The following is a 20303-nucleotide window of genomic DNA, read 5'->3' on the forward strand; positions in this document are numbered from 1 at the left end:
AAATATAAAATTATATAAGGAGAGTTGTTAATTGTTGAAGTTCAAAAACAGAATAGAGGAAAAAGAGATTAAGGGGGCAGAGAAGGCTAGCTTTGGCGGGCCTGACCTTCTCTACCGCACACTTCGCAAGGTTACGAAGCTATATAAGTATATCACAGCCAAGAAGTCTTTTCCAATCCTAGTAACCTCACTGTTTGCATTGTTTAATCAAAGTTCAGTTCTAGCTGCAGATAAGTATAGTAATTTTAAAGAGTTGAAAGCAAATGAGTCACCTTTGAGCTATAACATTCTAACTACCGATGTTGATAGGCGTGTGCTTATTTTGGCTCCTCATGGTGGAGGTATTGAAGGAGGGACTAGCGAGCTTGCAAAAGAACTAAGTAAGTCTTATTCTACCTATCTATTTGAAGGTTTAAGAATACCAGGAGCTTCTGAGTTGCATATTACAAGTACGAATTTTGATGATCCTCAAGCTTTAGATTTATTAAGTAAGCATGATTTAACAATCTCAATTCATGGGTATGCATCAAGTAAGAAACACACACTTTAGTTGGTGGGACAGAAAGAGAAAAAGCAGCTAAGATTACATCGTTGCTTACCGATGCAGGCTTTTCTGCAGAATTGCTGTCTGAAGATTCCCGTTTAGCTGGCACAAATGAGCAGAACATTGCTAATAAAAATAGCACTGGTATGAGTATTCAACTTGAAATAAGCACTGAACAACGAAGAGAAATGTTTAATACTTTTACACTGGCTGGACGCAATGGAACGAAGAATCAAGTTTTTTATGACTATATTGCTGTTCTAACTAAATTCATTAATGAAAATGTGTATTGTATTGCTGGAGTAGCACCATGATATTGTTGAATAAATCCATGCGATACTATGTTGACTTTGATCAATGGGGAATAAATGCCTTTAACTCGAATCCAAATGAAACAACTAAAGGGTTTAATGAGGCTCTTATATACGCATCAAAAAATAATTTCCCTATTGTGGAAATTCCAAAAGGGAATTTTATTATTGATTCAGTAAATACATTAAATCAACGCAATCCTGAAGTGGGCGGGGGAATTAAAATCCCATCAAATATGGAGCTCCTTTTAGATCCAGAAGCAGTATTTCAAGTTAACCCCAATGGGTATCAAGGCTATTCTTGTTTTTATATTGGGCTTGCAGAGAACGTAATAATTAGAGGAGGTCATATTATAGGTGATCGATATCAACATGATTATTCTCTAATTGATACCGATAGAAAAACACATGAATGGGGATTCGGAATACATGTTCATGGGAGCAAAAACGTTTTGATTGAAAATGTAAAAATCTCAGATTGTATAGGAGACAACATTTGGATTGCAGCACACGGAATGATGAATTATCCAGGGATGGCTTATACACCTTCCAAAAGTGTGACCGTAAGAAAATGTGAACTGAAAAGAGGGAGACGGAACAATTTAGCTACTAACGGTTGTGAAGGGTTATTGGTTGAAGACTGTGATATAGAGGAAGCTGGAGGAGATACAATTGGCCCTCAACTAGGTATTGATTTAGAGGGCTACGGAGAAAACGGAAGAAAGTATGATCATCCTTATGAGTTAACGATATCGGATTGCAGGTTTAGAAAAAATGGTCGTGGTTCGGTTACTGCTCATACAAGCGGTAAAGTTTCCATCAAAGATAACTACTGTGACAATGTTATTTCATATGGCTACAGTACAGATGTGAGTATTAAGGGTAACAAGATAATAAATGAAGGGGAGTCTAAAGAGTATGGAATAGACTCTGTAGGCGTTTCGAGCACTGAGACTAGCAACAGAATTCAAATAACTGATAACAATATTCAAGGGTTTAAAATAGGCATGATGATTAGAGGAAAAGGGGTATCGATTGATAATAATACCGTAAAGAACGCTTCAAATTGTGCAATAGCAACACATATGGCCGAAGATGTTTCCATTTCGAACAACAGAATACAGGACAGCGATTGTATTCAGATCCAGGTGAGGAATTCATCAGATATTAAAGTGAGCAATAATAAAGGGAAAGGTACAACTTCAGCATATGCAATTAAAGTGATGGATTCGAATGACGTTAAATTCTTAAATAATACGTTCTCCAATCTTTACGGAGGTCTATATTGTGAGAGATCTCAAGCAGTTAGAATTAAGCTAAACGATTTCTTATTGAGTGGAAAAGGTTACGGTATATATTGGGATAAAGATTCAGAAGTCTTCCTAACAAGGAATGAGATATTTGAACCAAGAAATGTTGCAATTATGGGGGCAGCTGATATGTACAATATCAGAATAAGTGATAACCAGATATATAATTGCAAAGCAATCATTGCGATCCACTTTATAGGCGGTTCTGAGCATATGGTTAGAGGAAATGAAATCGTGTTTAACAGAGATTCAGATCAAGGCTATGGAATATATTTAAACGGGACAAAAAAGGTTCGATTAATTAGGAACGATGTTCAAGGTATTGGTTCAAGAATTCTTTCGCACCCATTTGCAACGTTTAATGCTTCCAGTACAACTTTAATACATAATACATACGACAGCGGGACACCTAGATTAGCCTTAGATGATACACTAATCGATTATAAATAAAAAACTCAATAAGAACACTTGTTCCCTTTATTTGTTTGGTATATAATTTAGAAGTACCAAAAATTTCAAAACAGGGGATGAGACTATGAGTGAGCAGAAGCTTAGAATCGGAGAAATACGGTATGAGGTTTTCGATGATTATGATCCATTAACAGAGGAGTATTTAGGAAAGAACCTAGCAAATGCTTATTTTATTGCTGAAATTAAAAAGGAAAATGTAGTTCAAGTAGGGAATAGGAAAATTAATTACTCAAGTGATGTTAAAATTGGTTTTGATGCATTCGGGGAAGAAACAAAAGAGAAAATCAAAGAGCATCTTCTGGCTGCCTATAGTCTAATAGCAGAAGGGGCTAAAGACGATGGTCTAGTAGAATATTTATAAGGCAATGCTGGGCTAGTCTCTAAGATTAGCCTAGTTATCATACGAATAAAGGGGTTAACTGAATGTCAAACATCATTTCTAAAGAGCAAGATGAAGCAATTAAATACTTTAGAAACAAATTAAATTTATCAGACAAAGACTTATACATACCGTTGATTAATTTTGAACTACTTAGAGACAAGAACGAACAATATGCGAACATTCTTTATGAGCTGTATAAAAATGATCCCTATTTGTTTATTAGAGCTTTAAAGGAAGGTTATGTGGTTAATCAGCCAATTGCATTTGATGAGGCCATTGTGCGTTTCTTTAATGGAGAAGAACTGGCTATTGTACATAAAACAACCGGAAAGAGATTTAATGTTAATATAAAAATGAAGAAGCTGCCTGATGGATTTACATTGCAAACAATGGATATGTGGTTATGGAGTGAAATTGTTTAAATATTATGAATCCATGATATAATTCTCTTTAATCCTAAGGGAGAGTATTAAAAAGGTTTTGGGGGTTAAAAAGTGATTAATATTATTGGGGGATGAGCTAATATGGAAGTTAGAGTCGGAGGCTGATCAACTCAGGAGCTGCCATTGTGTGGCTCCTTGACCCTTGTAACTCAATAAAATGATAATTTTATTCGAATTAGAAAGATTGCGAATGAAACACAAAAATAAAAAATATAAAAGTTTATAAAACATATAGACAAAGATAAAAAATATGTATATAATAAAATCAAGTTAAAGGGAAGGAGGCGAACTACTTGGAGGTACTGGGGATAACAGAGAAGGCATTAAGCTATTACAGAGAAAACGTTAAAGGCAACAAGTCAATTACTCCTGATCAGGCACTGTTAAAGATGATAAGGAATGTCTCACTTGTCAAAGAAACTCATCCTGAGCGAGTTAAAAAACGTTTATTTTGCACAGAGTACGCTTATGGAAATATGATAATCAAAGTTAACAGAAAAAAGCAGGTATTTGAAATTGTAAATAAATCAGGATGCTTTTCTGATCAAAATGATTGGAAGTTCCCAAAAAGAAGGTACATAGAACTTAGTAAAGAACTTGGAATCAAAGACTGCAAGTTTAGCAAAATTACATATTCAAAGAAAAATCACAATAGACAAAAATAAAAATAGAGGATGATTAAAAATATGACAGAAAACAAAACGGTATTACGTGAAGCATCAAACGTTGTAACACTTGAAGGAACTCTGGCAGAAGTAAGACACACTGAGTGGAAAAATGGAAATGGACTAAATATTGAATTAGATATTGAGGTTGCACCTAACGAAGTGCATACAGTTAAAGGCTTTTCAAAATATAAGAAAGCTGATGGTACAGATAATGCTATTGCCAAAGGGTATCAAACTATCATAAGTGATTATAAGTCCATCGCAGAACATGGAAGAGATCAAGCTGATAAAGTGAGAATCACCCAAGGTAAGATTGGATTAAATGAATATTACTCTCAAGGAGTATTAAAGGCGTACCCACAGCTAACCACTAACTTTGTAAACAGACTGGATGCTAATGAAGAATTTAATCCTAAAGCTGAATTTGATGTTGAACTGTTTGTTAAAAATGTAACTGAAGAAAAAGTAAAAGGAGAAGAAACAGGAAGAGTTAATTTAAATGGTTATATCCCTTTGTATGGCGGGAAAGTCATTCCTTTTACATTTGTAGTGACTAAGGAAGGTTCTCAATATGTTGAAAACAATTATGAAAAAGGATCTACGGTTAATGTCTTCGGAAAGATTATTAATTATAAAGAACAAAAAGTAACAACCAAAACTGCTGCATTTGGAGAAGACAAAAAAGAAATCACCTCCATTACAAAAAGAGAGTATCTAGTTACAGGTGGGAACGATCCTTATGATGAAGATAGTAAAAATGCTTTTAATCCAGAAGTAATTAAAAAAGCATTGACTGAAAGAGAGACTTATCTAGAAGGACTTAAGAACGAAAGCAGCAATGAAAACAATAAAAAGTCTGGCTTTGGTGGAAGTGCTCCTAATAACAAGCCTTCAAAGCCGGTTGAAATTTCAGATGATGATCTCCCTTTCTAAAATAAAATAGATCATTAATCTAATACATAACTGGGGTGAGCTCCGACTCACCCAACAAATTCAAAATAAAAGGAGAACTATAATGGCAATCGATATTTTCAACCCACAAGTTTCTGTAGTAGCAAAAGGATTAGAAGGAAAAGTTATCACAATCTACGGTTCTAACAACTTAGGTAAAACTAAGCAAAGCACTCGGATGAAGAAACCGTTATATCTGCCATTCGAAAAAGGATTAAATGCCATTGCCGGTGTCCAATTCATGCCTATCAATAGTTGGGCTGATTTTAAAAAGGTGAACAAACAGTTAACTAAAAATGCTGAAAAAGCCAAAGAAATGTATCAGACAATCATTGTTGATGAAGTAGACGCTTTTGCTAAATATGCGACTAGATATGTATGCGAGCAATATGATGTAGAACGGATTAAAGATGGTAATGATGGGTTTGGCCTTTGGAAAGAGTATGAAACTGAAGTATGGGAAGAAATCAATAAATTAATTGGCGTAGGATTTACGGTTATCTTTATTGCTCATGCTGCTGAAGACAAAAAAGGCAAAGTATATCCGAAGGGGGATAAACGAGTTTTAGCTCCAGTAATTGATAACAGCGATATTGTTCTTTATCTAAGTTCTAATGGTGTTGATGAAGATAGAAAAGTAATCAAATCAAGTGCTTGGTTAGCTGAAACTGAAGAGCATTTTGCTCGTAGCCGATTTGATTACATTGACACATACCTTCCTGAATTTACTGCAGAAAACTTAGAAAAAGCAATTATTGAGGCAGTCGAAAGACAGGAGCAAGCAGAAGGAATTGTCGCTGTTACATACGAAGAGCAAAAACAAAACAACGCTTCAGAAGAACTTGATTTCAACTCATTAATGGATCAAATTAAAGAAATTGGCATGAAGCTTAATGAAGAAGGCCGTTTAGAAGAAGTTAATGAGATTACAGAGAAACATTTAGGTAAGGGTGTAAAAGTTACTGAGTGCAGCCGTAAGCAAGTAGGTGTCATGTCTGTAATTCTAGATGATCTAAAAGACCTTCTAGCAGAATAAAAGAGGAGGGATTATTCTCTCCTCCTTATTAGGAGTGATTATTTGGGGAGACAAGTTAAATGTCCTTATTGCGAGACCAAGTTAGACAAAGACTCAGCAATTCCTTATAAAAAAAGATATTACCATGAAAAGTGTTTTAATACATGGAAGCAAGAATCAGATCACAGAAAAGAGTTAATTCAATACATATGCAATCTATATGGTCTTACATCTCCAACTGGCATGATGTTGAAACAAATTAAAGAGTATCAAGAGGAATATGGGTATAAACTTAAAGGCATTGAGCTAGCACTTAGGTACTTTTATGAAACTTTGGATAATAAACCCAGAGAAGGAGATGGCATTGGAATCGTTCCATTTGTTTATGATGAAGCAAAGCGGCATTACATTAGACAAAAAGCCATTCGAAAATCAGCTGAAGACCCAAAGAATCATAAAAGAGAAGAAATTACGTTAGTCATAAAAAAAGGAATGAGAAAGAAAAGAGGGCTAGTTGATATCTCAACGCTATAGGAAGGAGAGTCCATTTGCTACAAGACAAACAGGCAATAATTCAAGTTTTAGGGAGCATTTTAAAAGATCCCACAATCTTGTCAGAGAGCAATAAATATAAGATAACTTCGGATGATTTTCCTTCAAGGTTTCATTCAATATTATTTTTTGCCATGAGCAACCTATTTCATCAAGGAACTGAAGTATTGAATGACGTTGAAATAGATGGATATCTAAAGGATTACGATATTCAATATAAAATTTTCCATGATAATAAGGGTCTTGAATATATAGAAAAAATACAAGAGTTGGCAGTTGTCGAAAATTTTGATTACCACTATAAAAGATTAAAAAAGTTTAGTCTGCTTAGAGAAATGGATGGCTTGGGATTCGATATTAAGGAAATATATGATGAATCTCTGATTGACCCAAAAGAACAAGAAAAGATGCAAGAACAGTTTGATAAGAAGTCGATTGATGAAATTTTGACAGCTTATGAAATGAAGATTGTAAACATAAAAGAAAAATTCAGAACTTCATCTGAAAGTGTGGGAATCCAGGGTGGAGAAGGTATTAATGAATTATTGGATTCATTCGAAGAGTCGCCGGATATTGGAGTTCCATTAAATAGCGAAATGCTTACTTCAATTTTTCGGGGATCACGGAAGAAAAAGTTCTATCTGCGCTCAAGTATTACAGGTGGCGGTAAAACAAGAAACATGGTCGCTGACGCTTGTCGCTTAAGTGCAACCGAACTTTATGATCCTAAAAAGAAGGAATGGGTATCAAACCCATGGAGTGAAAGTTCTACGGTTATTTCAACAGAAATGATGGCCGAAGAATTGCAAAGCTTAGCACTTGCCTACATTAGTGGTGTAGAAGAGAAAAAAATCCTTAGAAACACAATCAATGAACAAGAAAAACAACTTGTGCGTAAGGCTGCTAAAGTTCTTCAAGAGTCTAACATATGGTTCGAACATCTGCCTGATTTTAATATTCAGGAGATTGAAAGAACAATTGAAAAGAACGTCATTAAAAACAATGTAGAGTACGTTTATTTCGATTATATCCACTCATCAGTAACCATTTTTTCAGAGATGAGCAAAAAAAGTGGGGTCAACTTGAGGGAAGACCAAATTCTTTTACTTATGTCGGATAAGTTAAAGGGCTTATGTAACAAATACGATGTCTATATGATGAGTGCAACTCAGTTGAATGGTGATTGGAAAGAAGCATGGTTAAAAGGACAAGTAATAGATGCTTCTTACTTGAGAGGAAGTAAGGCCATTGCAGATAAAACAGATGCTGCAATGATAATTCTTCCTTTAAGTAAAAAAGAGAAGGATGCAATTGATCCAATCTTAAAAGAAGGATTTTATCCAGAGCCAAATTTTGTTACACATGTATTTAAAAATAGGGGAAATGAGTATGACAAAGTTAAAGTCTTTTCTCATATCAATATGGGTAACATGCGGATTAAGGACTGTTTCACAACAAATCTTGACAATGAACTAATCACAGTTGAGAAATTGAATATAAAAGCAGGATGAGGGGTGTAGCGCCCTTTGAAGTATGATAAAGACAGAGTAAAAGAAAGCCTGACCATTGAGGATATACATAAGATTTTAAAAGATTTAGGTAGTGAGAACAATCAGTGGGATCAACAAGGAAATCCAATCTACAGAACCGTTTGTCACAATGCTTCTGGTGGGAGCTATAAGCTGTATTACTATCATGAAGCAAAACAGTTTCACTGTTATACAGAGTGTGGAGATAATTTTGATGTATTTGAACTTGTTATAAGAGCAAAAAGTCAAAAAGGTATTAATATCTCTTTTAATCAGGCTATCGAATATGTTGCCAAAATAGCAGGAAGAACATTTGGATTTGGGAATAGAGAGACATACATAAACAATGATTTGATTGATGACTGGGAATGGATGGGGAAGTTCAAAAAGAAGAAAAAAATACATATTGAGCTCCCCAGCTTTAATGAAACGGTTCTAGATGTATTTGTGCCTTATCCTCACCAATTGTGGCTAGGTGAGGGAATAAGTCACAAGACATTAAAAGAGTTTGAGATTGGGTACTATTTTAGACCTCATACAGAAGGGATTACCATTCCTCATCGAGATTTAAATAATAGGTTGATTGGTATACGTAGGCGCTCAATGATTAAAGAAGAAGTAGATGCAGGCTATAAATATATGCCTTTAAAAGTTGGCAATACCTTATATAACCATCAAACAATGATGAATCTATATGGATTACATAAAACAAAAAATTCGATAGAAAGGTTCAAGAAAGTATTGATTTTCGAATCAGAAAAATCAGTATTAAAATGCCAAGATTTTTACGGTGAATCAAACTTTACCTGTGCTGTTTGTTCAAGTAATATATCTAATTTTCACCGGGACATTTTATTGTCTCTTGGTGTTGAAGAAGTTTTTATTGCTCTTGATAAATACCGACCACCAAAAGAACATGAAACAGAGGAGAAATATCAAGAAAAATTGGTTGAATATCAGAAGAAAATTCTAAAGCTCGCAGCAAAATTTACTCCTTATGTTCGTGTGTATGTTTTGTGGGATTATGAAGGCTTACTGGATTATAAGGACAGCCCAGCTGACAAGGGAAAGGAAACTCTAGAGGAGCTAATGAGAAGGAAAATTGAGATTGGCACAGATGAAGGGGGAATTTAATGGAGTATAGACTAATTGGCGACAATGATTATAATTTCGATCCTTTAGCTACTATCTTAAAAAATAGAGGCATAGAAGATCCAAAGTTGTTTGTTAATGTTGATCAAAGTTCAGTTATTCATTATTCAAAGCTAAATAATATTGATAAAGCTGCAGATTGTCTTATTAAGCATTTAAATAATAAAAATAAATTGTTTGTTCAGGTAGACAGTGATGTTGATGGATACACATCCAGCTCAATCATTATAAACTACATAAAGAAGATTTGTCCGAAAGCTAATATACATTACAGAATTCAAGATGGGAAAGAGCATGGGATTTTTATTGATACAATTCCTGATGATGTTGACTTAGTCATAATCCCAGATGCAGGTTCAAGTCAATTTGACGAACATGAGGCTCTTAATAAGAGAGGCGCAGAAATAATTGTTATTGATCACCATGAATGTGAACGAGTGTCTGAACATGCGATCGTAGTAAATAATCAACTGTCGCCTAATTATCCGAATAAAACTCTGACAGGTGCAGGAATGACCTATAAATTTTGCCAGGCAGTTGATGAAAAGCTAAATAAAAATGAAGCTGAACAATTCTTAGACCTTGTATCTATTGGTAACATAGCAGATTCGGCTGATTCAAGAAACCTAGAAACCAGGTATTTTATGAATGAAGGTTTGAAGAAAATTAAGCATCCATTATTAAAGAAGCTATTTAAGAAGCAAGAGTTTTCAACCAAGGGTGACAAGAACATACAGAATACACAATTCTTTATTAACCCCTTAATTAATGCTGCCATTAGGGTTGGAAGCAGTGAAGAAAAAGATCAAATGATGAGAGCATTCCTCCTTTCTAAAGAAAAGGTACCCTACAAAAAACGTGGACAAAGTGAAACTGAGCTTGTGTCAATACATGATGACACAGTTAGGATTCTAGGAAATCTAAAAGCAAAGCAGAAACGGATTGCAGATGCAGCTGGGGCTGAAATTAAAAATAGAATAGAGGAGAAAAGTTTAACAGCGAATAAAGTACTGATTGTTTACATTGAAGGAATTCTAGATAAAAGCCTAACTGGACTGGTGGCCAATCAGCTTGCAGAAGAATATAAAAAGCCGGTCTTGTTAGCCAGAAACGATCCCGAAAAAGGTAAAGATATCTTGAGTGGCTCTATACGAGGATATGATAAAGGGTTTATAAAGGATTTTAAGAAAGAGCTTATAGATACTGGATTATTTGAGTTTGTTGAAGGTCACCCAAATGCAGCTGGCTTTGCAATTAAACGACAGAACTTAATCCTGGTGAACAAAGTGCTGAATGAAAAATTTAAAGACATAGATATCGAAAAAGATATTCAGAATGTTGATTTTGAGATCCCAGCAAAACGATTGAGAAAAGAATTTATCCTTCAACTTGATGGTTACAAAGACTATTGGGGTTACAAAGTTGAAGAACCCTTAATAGCTATAACGGATCTTGAAATTGAAGTCGAACAAATTGAGCATTTAGGGAAAAAGAATAAGACAACTGTTAAATTTAAGCATGGGGATATTGAATACATAAGGTTTAAAAGTGATGAGAACTACTTTAATCAGCTTACAGAAACAAATGGAACATTAATCATTAATGTAATTGGTAAAGCAAAGGCAAATGAATACAAAGGTAAGAAAACACCTCAAATAGAGATTTATGAATTGGAGGTGGTTCGTACAAAACAAAAAGAACTTGTGTTTTAAGGAGGAAGAAAGTTGATAGGATGTCACTGTCACACTGATAAAAGTAACATAAGACTACTTGATTCAACAAACTCAGTTGAAGAATTGCTTAAGACAGCGGTTCAGATGAATTATAAAGGATTAGCTATTACTGATCATGAGGTTCTTTCAGCACACTTAGAAGCAATTAAGACTGTCAGAGAAATGAAGAAGAAAGGGGATATGCCTACAGATTTTAAACTCATTTTGGGGAATGAAGCATATTTAGTCGATTCATTAGAAGAAGTCCGTGATAACTATAAATCGGGAGTGACAAAATTTCCGCATTTCTTGATGTTGGCAGTTGACCCTATAGGACATGAGCAGCTAAGAATACTGTCTTCACTAGCCTGGGAAAATTTATTTTACACAGGAACGATGGAAAGAGTGCCCACAGTTAAAAATGATGTAGAAGAGCTGCTTAGCAAAAATCCAGGTCACATTATTGCTACAACAGCTTGTCTCGGCTCTGAGGTGAATATCAATTTACTCAGAATCAAAGAATGCGAAGAAAGCGGAGATATTAAGTCAATCAAGCAGCACAAATTAAAAATTCATGAGTTTATTACATGGTGTATTAAAGTCTTTGGGGAAGATAAGTTCTTTATTGAGCTTCAGCCAGCCTTAAGTGAAGAGCAGATTTATTGTAATAAGAAACTTGTTGATATAGCCAACGGCTATGGATTGAAGATAATTGTCACAACTGATGCACACTTTCTTAGACCGGAAGATAGGGCAATTCATCAAGCCTTTTTAAACGCCAAGGATGGAGAAAGAGAAGTTGATTCCTTTTATGAAGCCTGTTTCGTTCAAAACGTTGATGAAATTCATGAGAGAATGAACTACATGGACAAAGAGATCATCAATGAGGCCATTGAAAACACATTGCTAATAGGAGAGATGATTGAAGACTATACTATTGAGCACGAACCAATTATTCCAAAAATGGCTTTACCTGAGTTTGAATTATCCCATTTGTTCAAGCCGGCTTATGAGAGATATAAATATATAAAATTAATGGCAGAATCTAATGAAGAACAGGACAGGTATTTGTTAAAGCTAATTGAAGATGGTTTTAAGACAAAGTTAATGAAAAAGGATATGTCTAAAAAAGAGTTGCACTCAATTTTAAAACGGATTGATTTAGAGTTGGGTGAGCTATGGGAAATTAGTGAGAAGCTAAAACAGGCCATGTCATCTTATTATGTTACCGTCCGAGAAATCATCAATACAATTTGGGATGATGAATGTGGAGGAGACAGCTTAGTTGGAGCAGCAAGAGGGAGCGCTGCAGGTTTCTTAGTAAATTACTTGTTAGACATTACGCAAATTAACCCAATGGAGTACAACCTTCCTCATTGGCGCCACATACATAAATCGAGACCAGATTTGCCGGATATCGATATTGATACTGAAGGATCTAAGCGTCCAAGAATCTTGAAAGCATTAAGGGACAAGTTTGGAGAAAAAAGAGTACTGCAGATTTGCACTTTTGGAACTGAAAAATCTAAATCTGCACTTCAAACTGCTTGCAGAGGTTTAGGGATTGATAACGATATTTCTCAATATTTAAGTGGAATGATTCCATTTGAAAGGGGAGCCAACTGGACTCTCTCCGATTGCTTCTTTGGCAATGAAGAATTAGGAAGAAAGCCTATTAAGGAATTTATTAGAGAGGTTGAGGGATTTCCTAATTTGAAAGAAACCTGTCTTAAAATTGAAGGTTTAACTAACAAGCGATCTTCTCATGCAGCTGGTGTTCTAATATTCAATGATGAATATACCAAATCAAACGCAATGATGAGGACACCAAAAGGAGCATATATCACACAGTTCAATATGGGCGACAGTGAAGCAATGGGTTCAGTTAAATATGATCTGTTGACTATTGAAGGCTTAGATAAAATTCGAGTAGCTTTAGATCAGCTTATTGAAGACAATCAAATACAATCTCAAGGAACTTTAAAAAGAACTTATAATAAGTATCTGCATCCAGATACTTTGGAGTATAACTCTAAGAGAATATGGGAAATGGCTGGCGAAGGAGAAATAATGGATTTGTTTCAGTTTGATACAGAAGTGGGCAACCAATCCGTTGTTAAAGTTAAGCCGAAAAATTTATTGGAAACAGCTGTAACGAATTCTTTAATGAGACTGATGTCAGAAGGAGAAGAACAACTTGTAGATACATATGTAAGATTTAAAAAAGACATCAACCAATGGTATCAAGAAATGAGAAATCACAATTTAAGCTCAAAAGAAATAGATGTACTAAAAAAACATCTATATAAACCAGAAGAAGGTTTATACGGGATAGCAGATACACAGGAATCAGTTATGATGCTATCCATGGATAAAGAAATTGCTGGATTTAGTATTGAAGAGTCTAATAAGCTAAGAAAAGGGATAGCCAAAAAAATCAAAAAAATGATTGATGAAATAAAGAAAATGTTTTTTGAGAAAGGGCGAAGCTTAGGAACATCTGAAAACATGTTGAAATATGTTTGGGATGTCCAATTTAAAAGACAATTCGGATACTCGTTCAGCACTCTTCATACACTTGCATACTCTATTATCGCTCTTCAAGAATTAAACCTTAACTATAAATACAACCCATTGTATTGGAGTACAGCGTGTCTAACTGTAAATAGCGGTGGTATTGAAAGCGAAGAAGATCAGGCTACTAAAAAATCAGCCGCCACAAACTATGGGAAAGTGGCCGCAGCTATAGGGAATATTAGAAAAAGAGGAATCAAAGTTGATTTACCTGATATTAATAATGCAAATTTTGGTTTTAAAGCAGATATAGATAGTAATTCTATTGTATTTGGGTTAAAAGGAATGAATGGAATCGGAGACGATGTTGTTCATCAGTTAATTGCAAATAGGCCATACAGTGACTTTAACGACTTCATGGAAAGAATGTTTAGAAGTCGTATCCTTAAAAAGGGACAAGTAATCCAACTAATAAAAGGCGGTTGTTTTGACTCTTTTGGTAATAGACAAGAAATAATGAAATCTTTTATTGGACAGATATCTGAGCCTAAAACCAAACTTACTTTATCTAATTTAAAAATGCTAATTGAAAATGATATTGTTCCCCAAGAATATGCTTTAGAAATTAGATTCTTTCGTTTCAAAGATTACATTAGCAAAAAGGTATACAAGACAGTGAAATCTCCAAAAGACAGGCTTTTCTTATTAGATGATATGTCATCCAACTTTTACAATCAGCATTTCAGCGAGAGCGGAATTGTTGACATGATTAATGGACAGCTAGTTGTATCAGAAAGAGTGTTTAAAAAAGAATATGACAGCAAAATGTCCAAAATCAAAGACTGGATAACAACAGAAGAGCCACTGAAGAAACTGAATGATTGTTTATTAATAAAAGAGTGGGAAAAATATGCCGATGGATCATTAGGTAAGTGGGAAATGGATTCATTGAGCTATTATTATAATGACCATGAGCTTTCTGGAGTTAACTTTGCCAAGTATGATATTGCTGACTTTTATAAACTGCCAGCAGAGCCGGTCAAAGGTAAACCTTATCAATGGAGAGGGAAAACTCTCTATGAATATGAGACTACACGGATTATAGGCACTGTTTTAGATAGGGATAAAAACAAACATACAATTACTCTTCTAACACCAACAGGGGTGGTTACAGTTAAACAGTGGTCGGGCAGCTTTAGTCATTACAATAAACAGATTTCTAGATCCATTGGTGGCGGAAAGAAAGAGGTAGTCGAGAAATCTTGGTATACCAGAGGAACATTGCTCATGTTTACTGGTTTCAGAAGAGGTAACAATTTTATTCCGAAAGTCTATAAAAATAGCATATATAATCACACAGTCTGCAGAATAGATTTTGTTGATAATGAAGGAAGTATGAGTTTGACAACTAAAAGGGCAGAAATATAAATTTTAGCTGATGATAGGAGAGATGAAAATTTTCAAAAAACTTATAGACAAACATAAAAAATATGTATATCATAGAATTAACGAAATGACACTTTTTGCTACAATTGGTTTGTTAGGAATAGGGCTAGTGTACAGTGCTAAAAATTTGTATACACATCAAGACAATCAAGTCTTAATAAAAGAGTCATTTTATCTAAATAAAAAAGAGGTGAGGCAAAAACTTATTCATGAAATTGACGTCCCAAGAATCCTTCCCAGGCTAAAGAGTGAGGATGAAAAGCAGGCTGAAAGTAGAAAAAAGTATCTTAAAGTGACGATTACATATCTAACAGAAGAAAATAAAAAAGCAGCAAAACATACAAAAACAAAAAAAGTGCAAAAAACCAACAAAAAGAGAAGTGTAAATAAACCAACTTCAAAAAGTACTAATGCTAAGGCAATGAAGAGTCATGAAGTTGTTGCCACTGCTTACACAGCGTTTTGTTCTACAGGCTGCACAGGGAAAACAAGAACCGGCTATGATGTATCAAACACATCCTATTACAATGGAAAAAGAATAATCGCTGTTGATCCAGAAGTAATTCCTCTGTATTCATTAGTTCAAGTTTCATATGAAGGGAATAGCTTTCAAGCATATGCAATAGATACAGGAGGAGATATTAAAAACAATCGTATTGATATTCTAATGGACAGTGAGCAAGAAGCAAATGCATTTGGTCGTAAAAATGTAAGAGTGAGCTGGTAAATCGATCCAAATAACTGAAAGGTATAAACATTTCAACAATTCGTTCGATGCAATACATAACATGAAATTTATCCCAAGGAAAACTATTACATAGAGAGAGTGAAGAGGATGTTCATTTTAGATAAAGAGGCCAGGGTCAAATCAACTGGGGAGTGCGGGGTTATTGAAGCCATTTACCATGAAACAAAGACAGTGGAACTTTGTTATTATGATGGAACTTATGATGAAAGGAGTTTTGATGATGTTGTTATGGCATCAAGTAGTTAAAATTTCAAGACAAAATTAAAAAATAGGGTGAGATAATTGAAGTGTATTCAAATTGAAATGTCATTCACAGACGAATATGGACAGGTTACCAAATTAAATAAGACTTATAAACCGTCGATTATTGAAGAACATAAAGGGGAAATCCCTGGATTGTTGTTAGATGATTTTAAGAGGTTCTTGTCGTCCCTTGGGTTTAATGAAAAACAGGTTTCTAGAATAGTAACAGAAGATTAAGAGGTTTTTTATTGAGGGGAGGTGGTATTAAATTGCCTAAATACTGGAGTTATCCTGTTGGGCTAGCTGTAGAAATTAACAATAATGCACGATACGGATGCCCACATCATGTGGGGAGAAAAGGAAAGATTATCGAGCATTTACATTCAGCTACATATGACTATGCAGTTAGCGATGAAACAGGTGACATTACTTACTTTAAAGAACATGAATTAACGCCACTAAAGGGAGGATTAACTTATGTTTAGAAAAGGTCAAAAGGTAATTGTTGATTTTACAGATGAGATTGGAGCTGTTGCGAAAGTTGATTACCGATACAACCAGGTAGAAGTGAAGTATCCTGACGGTACTTATCAGGTTGTTGGATTTCATAAAATAAGAAAGGTGGAGGATTAATGGCATTAATTATCTTGGAGGGGCCTGATTGCTGCTTTAAATCAACAGTTGCAGCAAAGCTAAGCAAAGAACTGAAGTATCCAATTATCAAAGGTTCAAGCTTTGAGTTGGCCACAAGTGGAAATGAGAAATTATTTGAACACTTCAACAAATTAGCTGACGAAGACAATGTGATTATCGACCGGTTTGTTTATTCTAACTTGGTTTATGCAAAGAATTTCAAAGATTATTCGATCCTTACAGAACAGCAGCTTAGGATTATTGAGGATAAAATTAAAGCAAAAGCCAAGGTTGTATACTTACATGCTGATCCAAGCATTATTAAGGAACGGTTAAACGTACGGGGTGATGAGTATATAGAAGGAAAAGACATTGATTCAATTTTAGAGTTGTATAGAGAAGCTATGAGCAATGCGGGGTTACATACATATTCATGGGATACTGGACAATGGAGCAGCGATGAGATTGTTGAAGATTTAATCCAATTGTTTGAGTAGAGATTCAAATAATAAAGGGGGAGAAAAATTGAAAAGGATGTTACTTGAGTTACAAGATATAGATGGAAATGTTAACGAAAAGAAAATCATAAATGTAAATGAAAAAGACAAGGTAATCGTAAGGTTTGATGAAACCGTATCTCAGCAGCAAGCGGGTATGATTTTTAATTCCTTAGGTACTGCGTTGCAAGATGAACACAACAATGTAATTGGAATTCCTAAGGGCATAACGTTAGAGGTATTGAAAATAAACTAGTCATGCACTAGTCATGTTCCCTTGAAGGAGTTGAGTTTAAGTAGAAAAACCAGTGAACAAAAAGACATGTAGTGTTTGTCTTACTGAAAAAGATTTCGAACACTTTTATAAGCAAGTCAAAAGGAAGAAAAACGGAGAGAGTTATGTCTATTTAAGACCAGATTGTAAAACTTGTTGCAAGCAAAAGTCAACAACGTGGATTAAAAACAATAAAGAGCAATTTAAAAAGAACTTAAAAAGGTATAAGGATAAGCCTGAACTTAAAGAAATGCAGCGAAAATATAATGAAAAATGGCGGGGAAGCGGTGGCCTAAGGAAATGGCACATTAATAACAAAGAAAGATTAAAAATCTATTCACTGAAACGGAACACCAAGAATCATGAAATTACTGTTGATGAATGGATAGCGTGTAAAAATTACTTTAACTATAGCTGTGCTTATTGTGGACTTTCTGAAAAGGAGCATAGAATAAAGTTTAGACAAGACCTGCATAAAGAACATGTTAAACATAACGGCGCAAACAATTTGAGTAATTGCGTGCCTGCTTGTAAAACATGTAATAGCTCAAAACAAAATAGTAGCTTGCTTCGATGGTACATTGAAAAAGGATTTTTTAACTTTGAAAGTTTAAAAAAGATTAATCAGTGGCTGCTACATGATTATAAGCAATTTATTCGTAACAAGAACAAGGGTATCTAAATAAAAGATCAATTTTATTTAGAATAAAAATAAAATAAATGGAGGTTGTTTATTGAGTAAACTACGAGTAATGAGTCTTTTTAGTGGAATCGGTGCGTTTGAAGCTGCACTAAGAAACATTGGGGTTGAATATGAACTGGTTGGCTTTAGTGAAATTGATAAATATGCTATTAAGTCATATTGTGCGATTCACAACGCTGATGAGCAATTAAATTTTGGTGATGTAAGCAAGATTGATAAGAAAAAACTGCCTGAATTTGATCTTTTAGTAGGAGGATCTCCTTGTCAAAGCTTTAGTGTAGCCGGTTATCGGAAAGGGTTCGAAGATACTAGAGGGACATTGTTTTTTCAGTATATAGATACCTTAAAAGAGAAGCAGCCGCGGTATTTTGTTTTTGAAAATGTTAAAGGATTGATCAATCATGATAAAGGAAATACATTAAATATTATGGCTGAATCTTTTAGTGAAGTTGGGTACAGAATTGATTTAGAGCTACTTAATTCAAAATTTTTCAATGTTCCTCAGAATCGTGAGCGTATATACATAATTGGAGTTCGTGAGGATTTAATTGAAAATGACGAATGGGTTGTCGAAAAGGGAAGGAACGATGTTTTAAGTAAGGGAAAAAAGAGATTAAAAGAATTAAATATAAAAAGTTTCAATTTTAAATGGTCTGCACAAGATATTGTTGGAAGGAGATTGCGAGAAATTCTTGAGGAATATGTAGATGAGAAGTATTACTTAAGCGAAGAAAAAACATCTAAACTGATTGAACAAATTGAAAAACCAAAAGAAAAAGATGTGGTGTTTGTTGGTGGCATTAACGTAGGAAAGAGGTGGCTGAATAACGGAAAAACATATTCCAGAAACTTTAAACAAGGCAATAGAGTCTATGATTCAAATGGCATTGCAACAACTTTGACATCCCAATCGGTCGGTGGTCTTGGAGGGCAGACTTCGCTATACAAAGTGGAAGACCCGATCATGATTGGTCACATTGATCTAAAAGGACATGATGCAATTAAAAGAGTGTACTCGCCTGATGGGGTGTCACCAACATTAACAACTATGGGAGGAGGTCATAGAGAACCTAAAATTGCTGTTGAGTATGTTGGTAATATTAATCCTTCAGGAAAAGGAATGAATGACCAGGTTTACAATTCAAATGGGCTAAGTCCAACCTTAACAACAAATAAGGGTGAAGGGGTGAAAATTTCTGTGCCAAACCCTGAAATAAGACCCGTCTTAACTCCAGAAAGGGAAGAAAAAAGACAAAATGGCAGACGCTTTAAAGAAGACGATGAACCAGCCTTAACTGTTAATACAATTGATCGTCATGGTGTAGCAATTGGCGAATATCCAAAATACAGAATTAGAAAGCTCACTCCATTAGAATGTTGGAGGCTGCAAGCATTTGATGAAGAAGATTTTGAGAAAGCTTTATCAGTGGGAATTAGTAATTCGCAGTTGTACAAGCAAGCCGGCAATTCAATTACTGTAACTGTACTTGAGTCAATATTCAAGGAATTAATACATACATACGTTAATGAAGAATCTGAATAAAATTTGTCTTTTATACAAATTTAAAATTAGAGGAGTAGATCGATTGGATAGTTACCCAGAGTTCCTAAAAAAAGAGACAGAGGAGATTAAAGAGCGTGTTAGGAATGGAAATATCAAAGAAGACAGGATTAAAGAAATTGCAGAAACGACAGTTGAGTTTTTGAAATCAGAGGAGAAAAGACATAAATATTTTTCTGAAGTTGCTGCAGCTATGGCTGATAACTTAAGTGAGTTTTTCAAATCTTATTTAAAAGGAGAGTGAATATGCTAACTGATCAAGAAAAAATTGACTTGGTAAACGCTCTTGATTTTGTAGTTATTGAACCACATACACAAAGCATTTACGTACATAACGATGAAAAGACCAATGGAGTATTAGCTAGGGTTTTGCACACTATTTCAGTAGATGAGTATATTGAGAGCTTTAAAAAAGGGAGTCTAATTGATATCTTTCCAGCAGCAATGCAAGAAGCCGGTGCGGAAGGATTTAAAGATGGCCAGTTTGTTATTATGCCAAAGAAATTTTATGTTGATCAATGTTATGCGATGAGTAAGGAAATCGAGCGGTTAACTAACCTAATCACTCTACACAATATTAAACCAAATACATATCAAGGCTTGATTCATTAAATTGTTTCAAGAAAAAATGAAAGGATAAAGGG

Annotated in this window: 22 protein-coding genes and 1 pseudogene; all 23 read left to right on the forward strand. The window is 34.6% G+C overall.

Going from position 1 to position 20303, the window contains the following annotated elements:
* Positions 1–31 precede the first annotated feature (31 nt).
* The 23 genes and pseudogenes from pghZ to NYE20_RS10370 all read left to right on the forward strand — a co-directional run bounded on the left by pghZ (position 32) and on the right by NYE20_RS10370 (position 20271).
* Positions 32–858, forward strand: a pseudogene (gene pghZ, locus NYE20_RS10260) (gamma-polyglutamate hydrolase PghZ).
* Positions 855–2615, forward strand: a complete 1761-nt coding sequence (locus tag NYE20_RS10265; protein WP_160245153.1) for a right-handed parallel beta-helix repeat-containing protein — start codon at positions 855–857, stop codon at positions 2613–2615. The pseudogene pghZ and the gene NYE20_RS10265 overlap by 4 nt, the downstream one beginning before the upstream one ends.
* Positions 2616–2700: 85 nt before the next feature.
* The gene (locus NYE20_RS10270; protein WP_113712893.1) at positions 2701–2997 is read left to right on the forward strand and encodes a hypothetical protein; all 297 of its coding nucleotides are present in this window, start codon (positions 2701–2703) and stop codon (positions 2995–2997) included.
* 62 nt (positions 2998–3059) lie between these two features.
* On the forward strand, positions 3060–3440 hold the full coding sequence (locus tag NYE20_RS10275; protein ID WP_019712321.1) for a hypothetical protein: 381 nt from the start codon (positions 3060–3062) through the stop codon (positions 3438–3440).
* Between the two features lie 314 nt (positions 3441–3754).
* Positions 3755–4126 (forward strand): hypothetical protein, encoded by a 372-nt coding sequence (locus tag NYE20_RS10280; RefSeq protein ID WP_072692915.1) that lies wholly within the window; start codon positions 3755–3757, stop codon positions 4124–4126.
* A 21-nt stretch (positions 4127–4147) separates the two neighbouring features.
* On the forward strand, positions 4148–5062 hold the full coding sequence (locus NYE20_RS10285; protein WP_072692914.1) for a hypothetical protein: 915 nt from the start codon (positions 4148–4150) through the stop codon (positions 5060–5062).
* Positions 5063–5144: 82 nt separating this feature from the next.
* Entirely contained in the window at positions 5145–6116 is a 972-nt protein-coding gene (locus tag NYE20_RS10290) for an ATP-binding protein (RefSeq protein WP_004399537.1), read from the forward strand.
* A gap of 42 nt (positions 6117–6158) precedes the next feature.
* Complete coding sequence (locus tag NYE20_RS10295; RefSeq protein ID WP_163136372.1) at positions 6159–6629, forward strand: hypothetical protein; 471 nt, start codon at positions 6159–6161, stop codon at positions 6627–6629.
* 14 nt (positions 6630–6643) lie between these two features.
* Positions 6644–8158: a replicative DNA helicase gene (locus NYE20_RS10300; protein ID WP_068947553.1), complete on the forward strand. Its 1515-nt coding sequence runs from the start codon at positions 6644–6646 to the stop codon at positions 8156–8158.
* Positions 8159–8173: 15 nt separating this feature from the next.
* Entirely contained in the window at positions 8174–9310 is a 1137-nt protein-coding gene (locus tag NYE20_RS10305) for a hypothetical protein (protein ID WP_068947554.1), read from the forward strand.
* Positions 9310–11040: a single-stranded-DNA-specific exonuclease RecJ gene (gene recJ / locus NYE20_RS10310; RefSeq protein ID WP_163136370.1), complete on the forward strand. Its 1731-nt coding sequence runs from the start codon at positions 9310–9312 to the stop codon at positions 11038–11040. The genes NYE20_RS10305 and recJ overlap by 1 nt, the downstream gene beginning before the upstream one ends.
* A gap of 12 nt (positions 11041–11052) precedes the next feature.
* The gene (locus tag NYE20_RS10315; protein WP_163136368.1) at positions 11053–14982 is read left to right on the forward strand and encodes a DNA polymerase III subunit alpha; all 3930 of its coding nucleotides are present in this window, start codon (positions 11053–11055) and stop codon (positions 14980–14982) included.
* Between the two features lie 28 nt (positions 14983–15010).
* On the forward strand, positions 15011–15727 hold the full coding sequence (locus tag NYE20_RS10320) for a 3D domain-containing protein (RefSeq protein ID WP_163136459.1): 717 nt from the start codon (positions 15011–15013) through the stop codon (positions 15725–15727).
* A 108-nt stretch (positions 15728–15835) separates the two neighbouring features.
* A complete protein-coding gene (locus tag NYE20_RS10325; RefSeq protein WP_160245158.1) occupies positions 15836–15994 on the forward strand; it encodes a hypothetical protein in 159 nt (52 codons plus the stop codon).
* A 36-nt stretch (positions 15995–16030) separates the two neighbouring features.
* Positions 16031–16228, forward strand: a complete 198-nt coding sequence (locus NYE20_RS10330; RefSeq protein ID WP_041336515.1) for a hypothetical protein — start codon at positions 16031–16033, stop codon at positions 16226–16228.
* A 32-nt stretch (positions 16229–16260) separates the two neighbouring features.
* Positions 16261–16476 (forward strand): YorP family protein, encoded by a 216-nt coding sequence (locus NYE20_RS10335; RefSeq protein ID WP_019712328.1) that lies wholly within the window; start codon positions 16261–16263, stop codon positions 16474–16476.
* Positions 16469–16624: a hypothetical protein gene (locus NYE20_RS10340; protein WP_041338484.1), complete on the forward strand. Its 156-nt coding sequence runs from the start codon at positions 16469–16471 to the stop codon at positions 16622–16624. The genes NYE20_RS10335 and NYE20_RS10340 overlap by 8 nt, the downstream gene beginning before the upstream one ends.
* Positions 16624–17121 (forward strand): deoxynucleoside kinase, encoded by a 498-nt coding sequence (locus NYE20_RS10345; protein ID WP_160245159.1) that lies wholly within the window; start codon positions 16624–16626, stop codon positions 17119–17121. Before NYE20_RS10340 ends, NYE20_RS10345 begins: the two co-directional genes overlap by 1 nt.
* 28 nt (positions 17122–17149) lie before the next feature.
* Positions 17150–17377 (forward strand): hypothetical protein, encoded by a 228-nt coding sequence (locus tag NYE20_RS10350; protein ID WP_072692910.1) that lies wholly within the window; start codon positions 17150–17152, stop codon positions 17375–17377.
* A gap of 52 nt (positions 17378–17429) precedes the next feature.
* Positions 17430–18077 carry an HNH endonuclease gene (locus tag NYE20_RS10355; RefSeq protein WP_052475786.1) on the forward strand — a complete coding sequence of 216 codons (648 nt, stop codon included), beginning with the start codon at positions 17430–17432 and terminating at the stop codon, positions 18075–18077.
* Between the two features lie 52 nt (positions 18078–18129).
* Positions 18130–19641, forward strand: a complete 1512-nt coding sequence (gene dcm, locus NYE20_RS10360; RefSeq protein WP_250621124.1) for a DNA (cytosine-5-)-methyltransferase — start codon at positions 18130–18132, stop codon at positions 19639–19641.
* 43 nt (positions 19642–19684) lie between these two features.
* Complete coding sequence (locus tag NYE20_RS10365) at positions 19685–19903, forward strand: hypothetical protein (protein WP_114523514.1); 219 nt, start codon at positions 19685–19687, stop codon at positions 19901–19903.
* A gap of 2 nt (positions 19904–19905) precedes the next feature.
* Entirely contained in the window at positions 19906–20271 is a 366-nt protein-coding gene (locus NYE20_RS10370) for a hypothetical protein (RefSeq protein ID WP_032721780.1), read from the forward strand.
* Positions 20272–20303: the final 32 nt, after the last annotated feature.

The sequence above is a fragment of the Bacillus sp. FSL R5-0416 genome (genome assembly GCF_037975425.1).
Classification (GTDB): domain Bacteria; phylum Bacillota; class Bacilli; order Bacillales; family Bacillaceae; genus Bacillus; species Bacillus subtilis.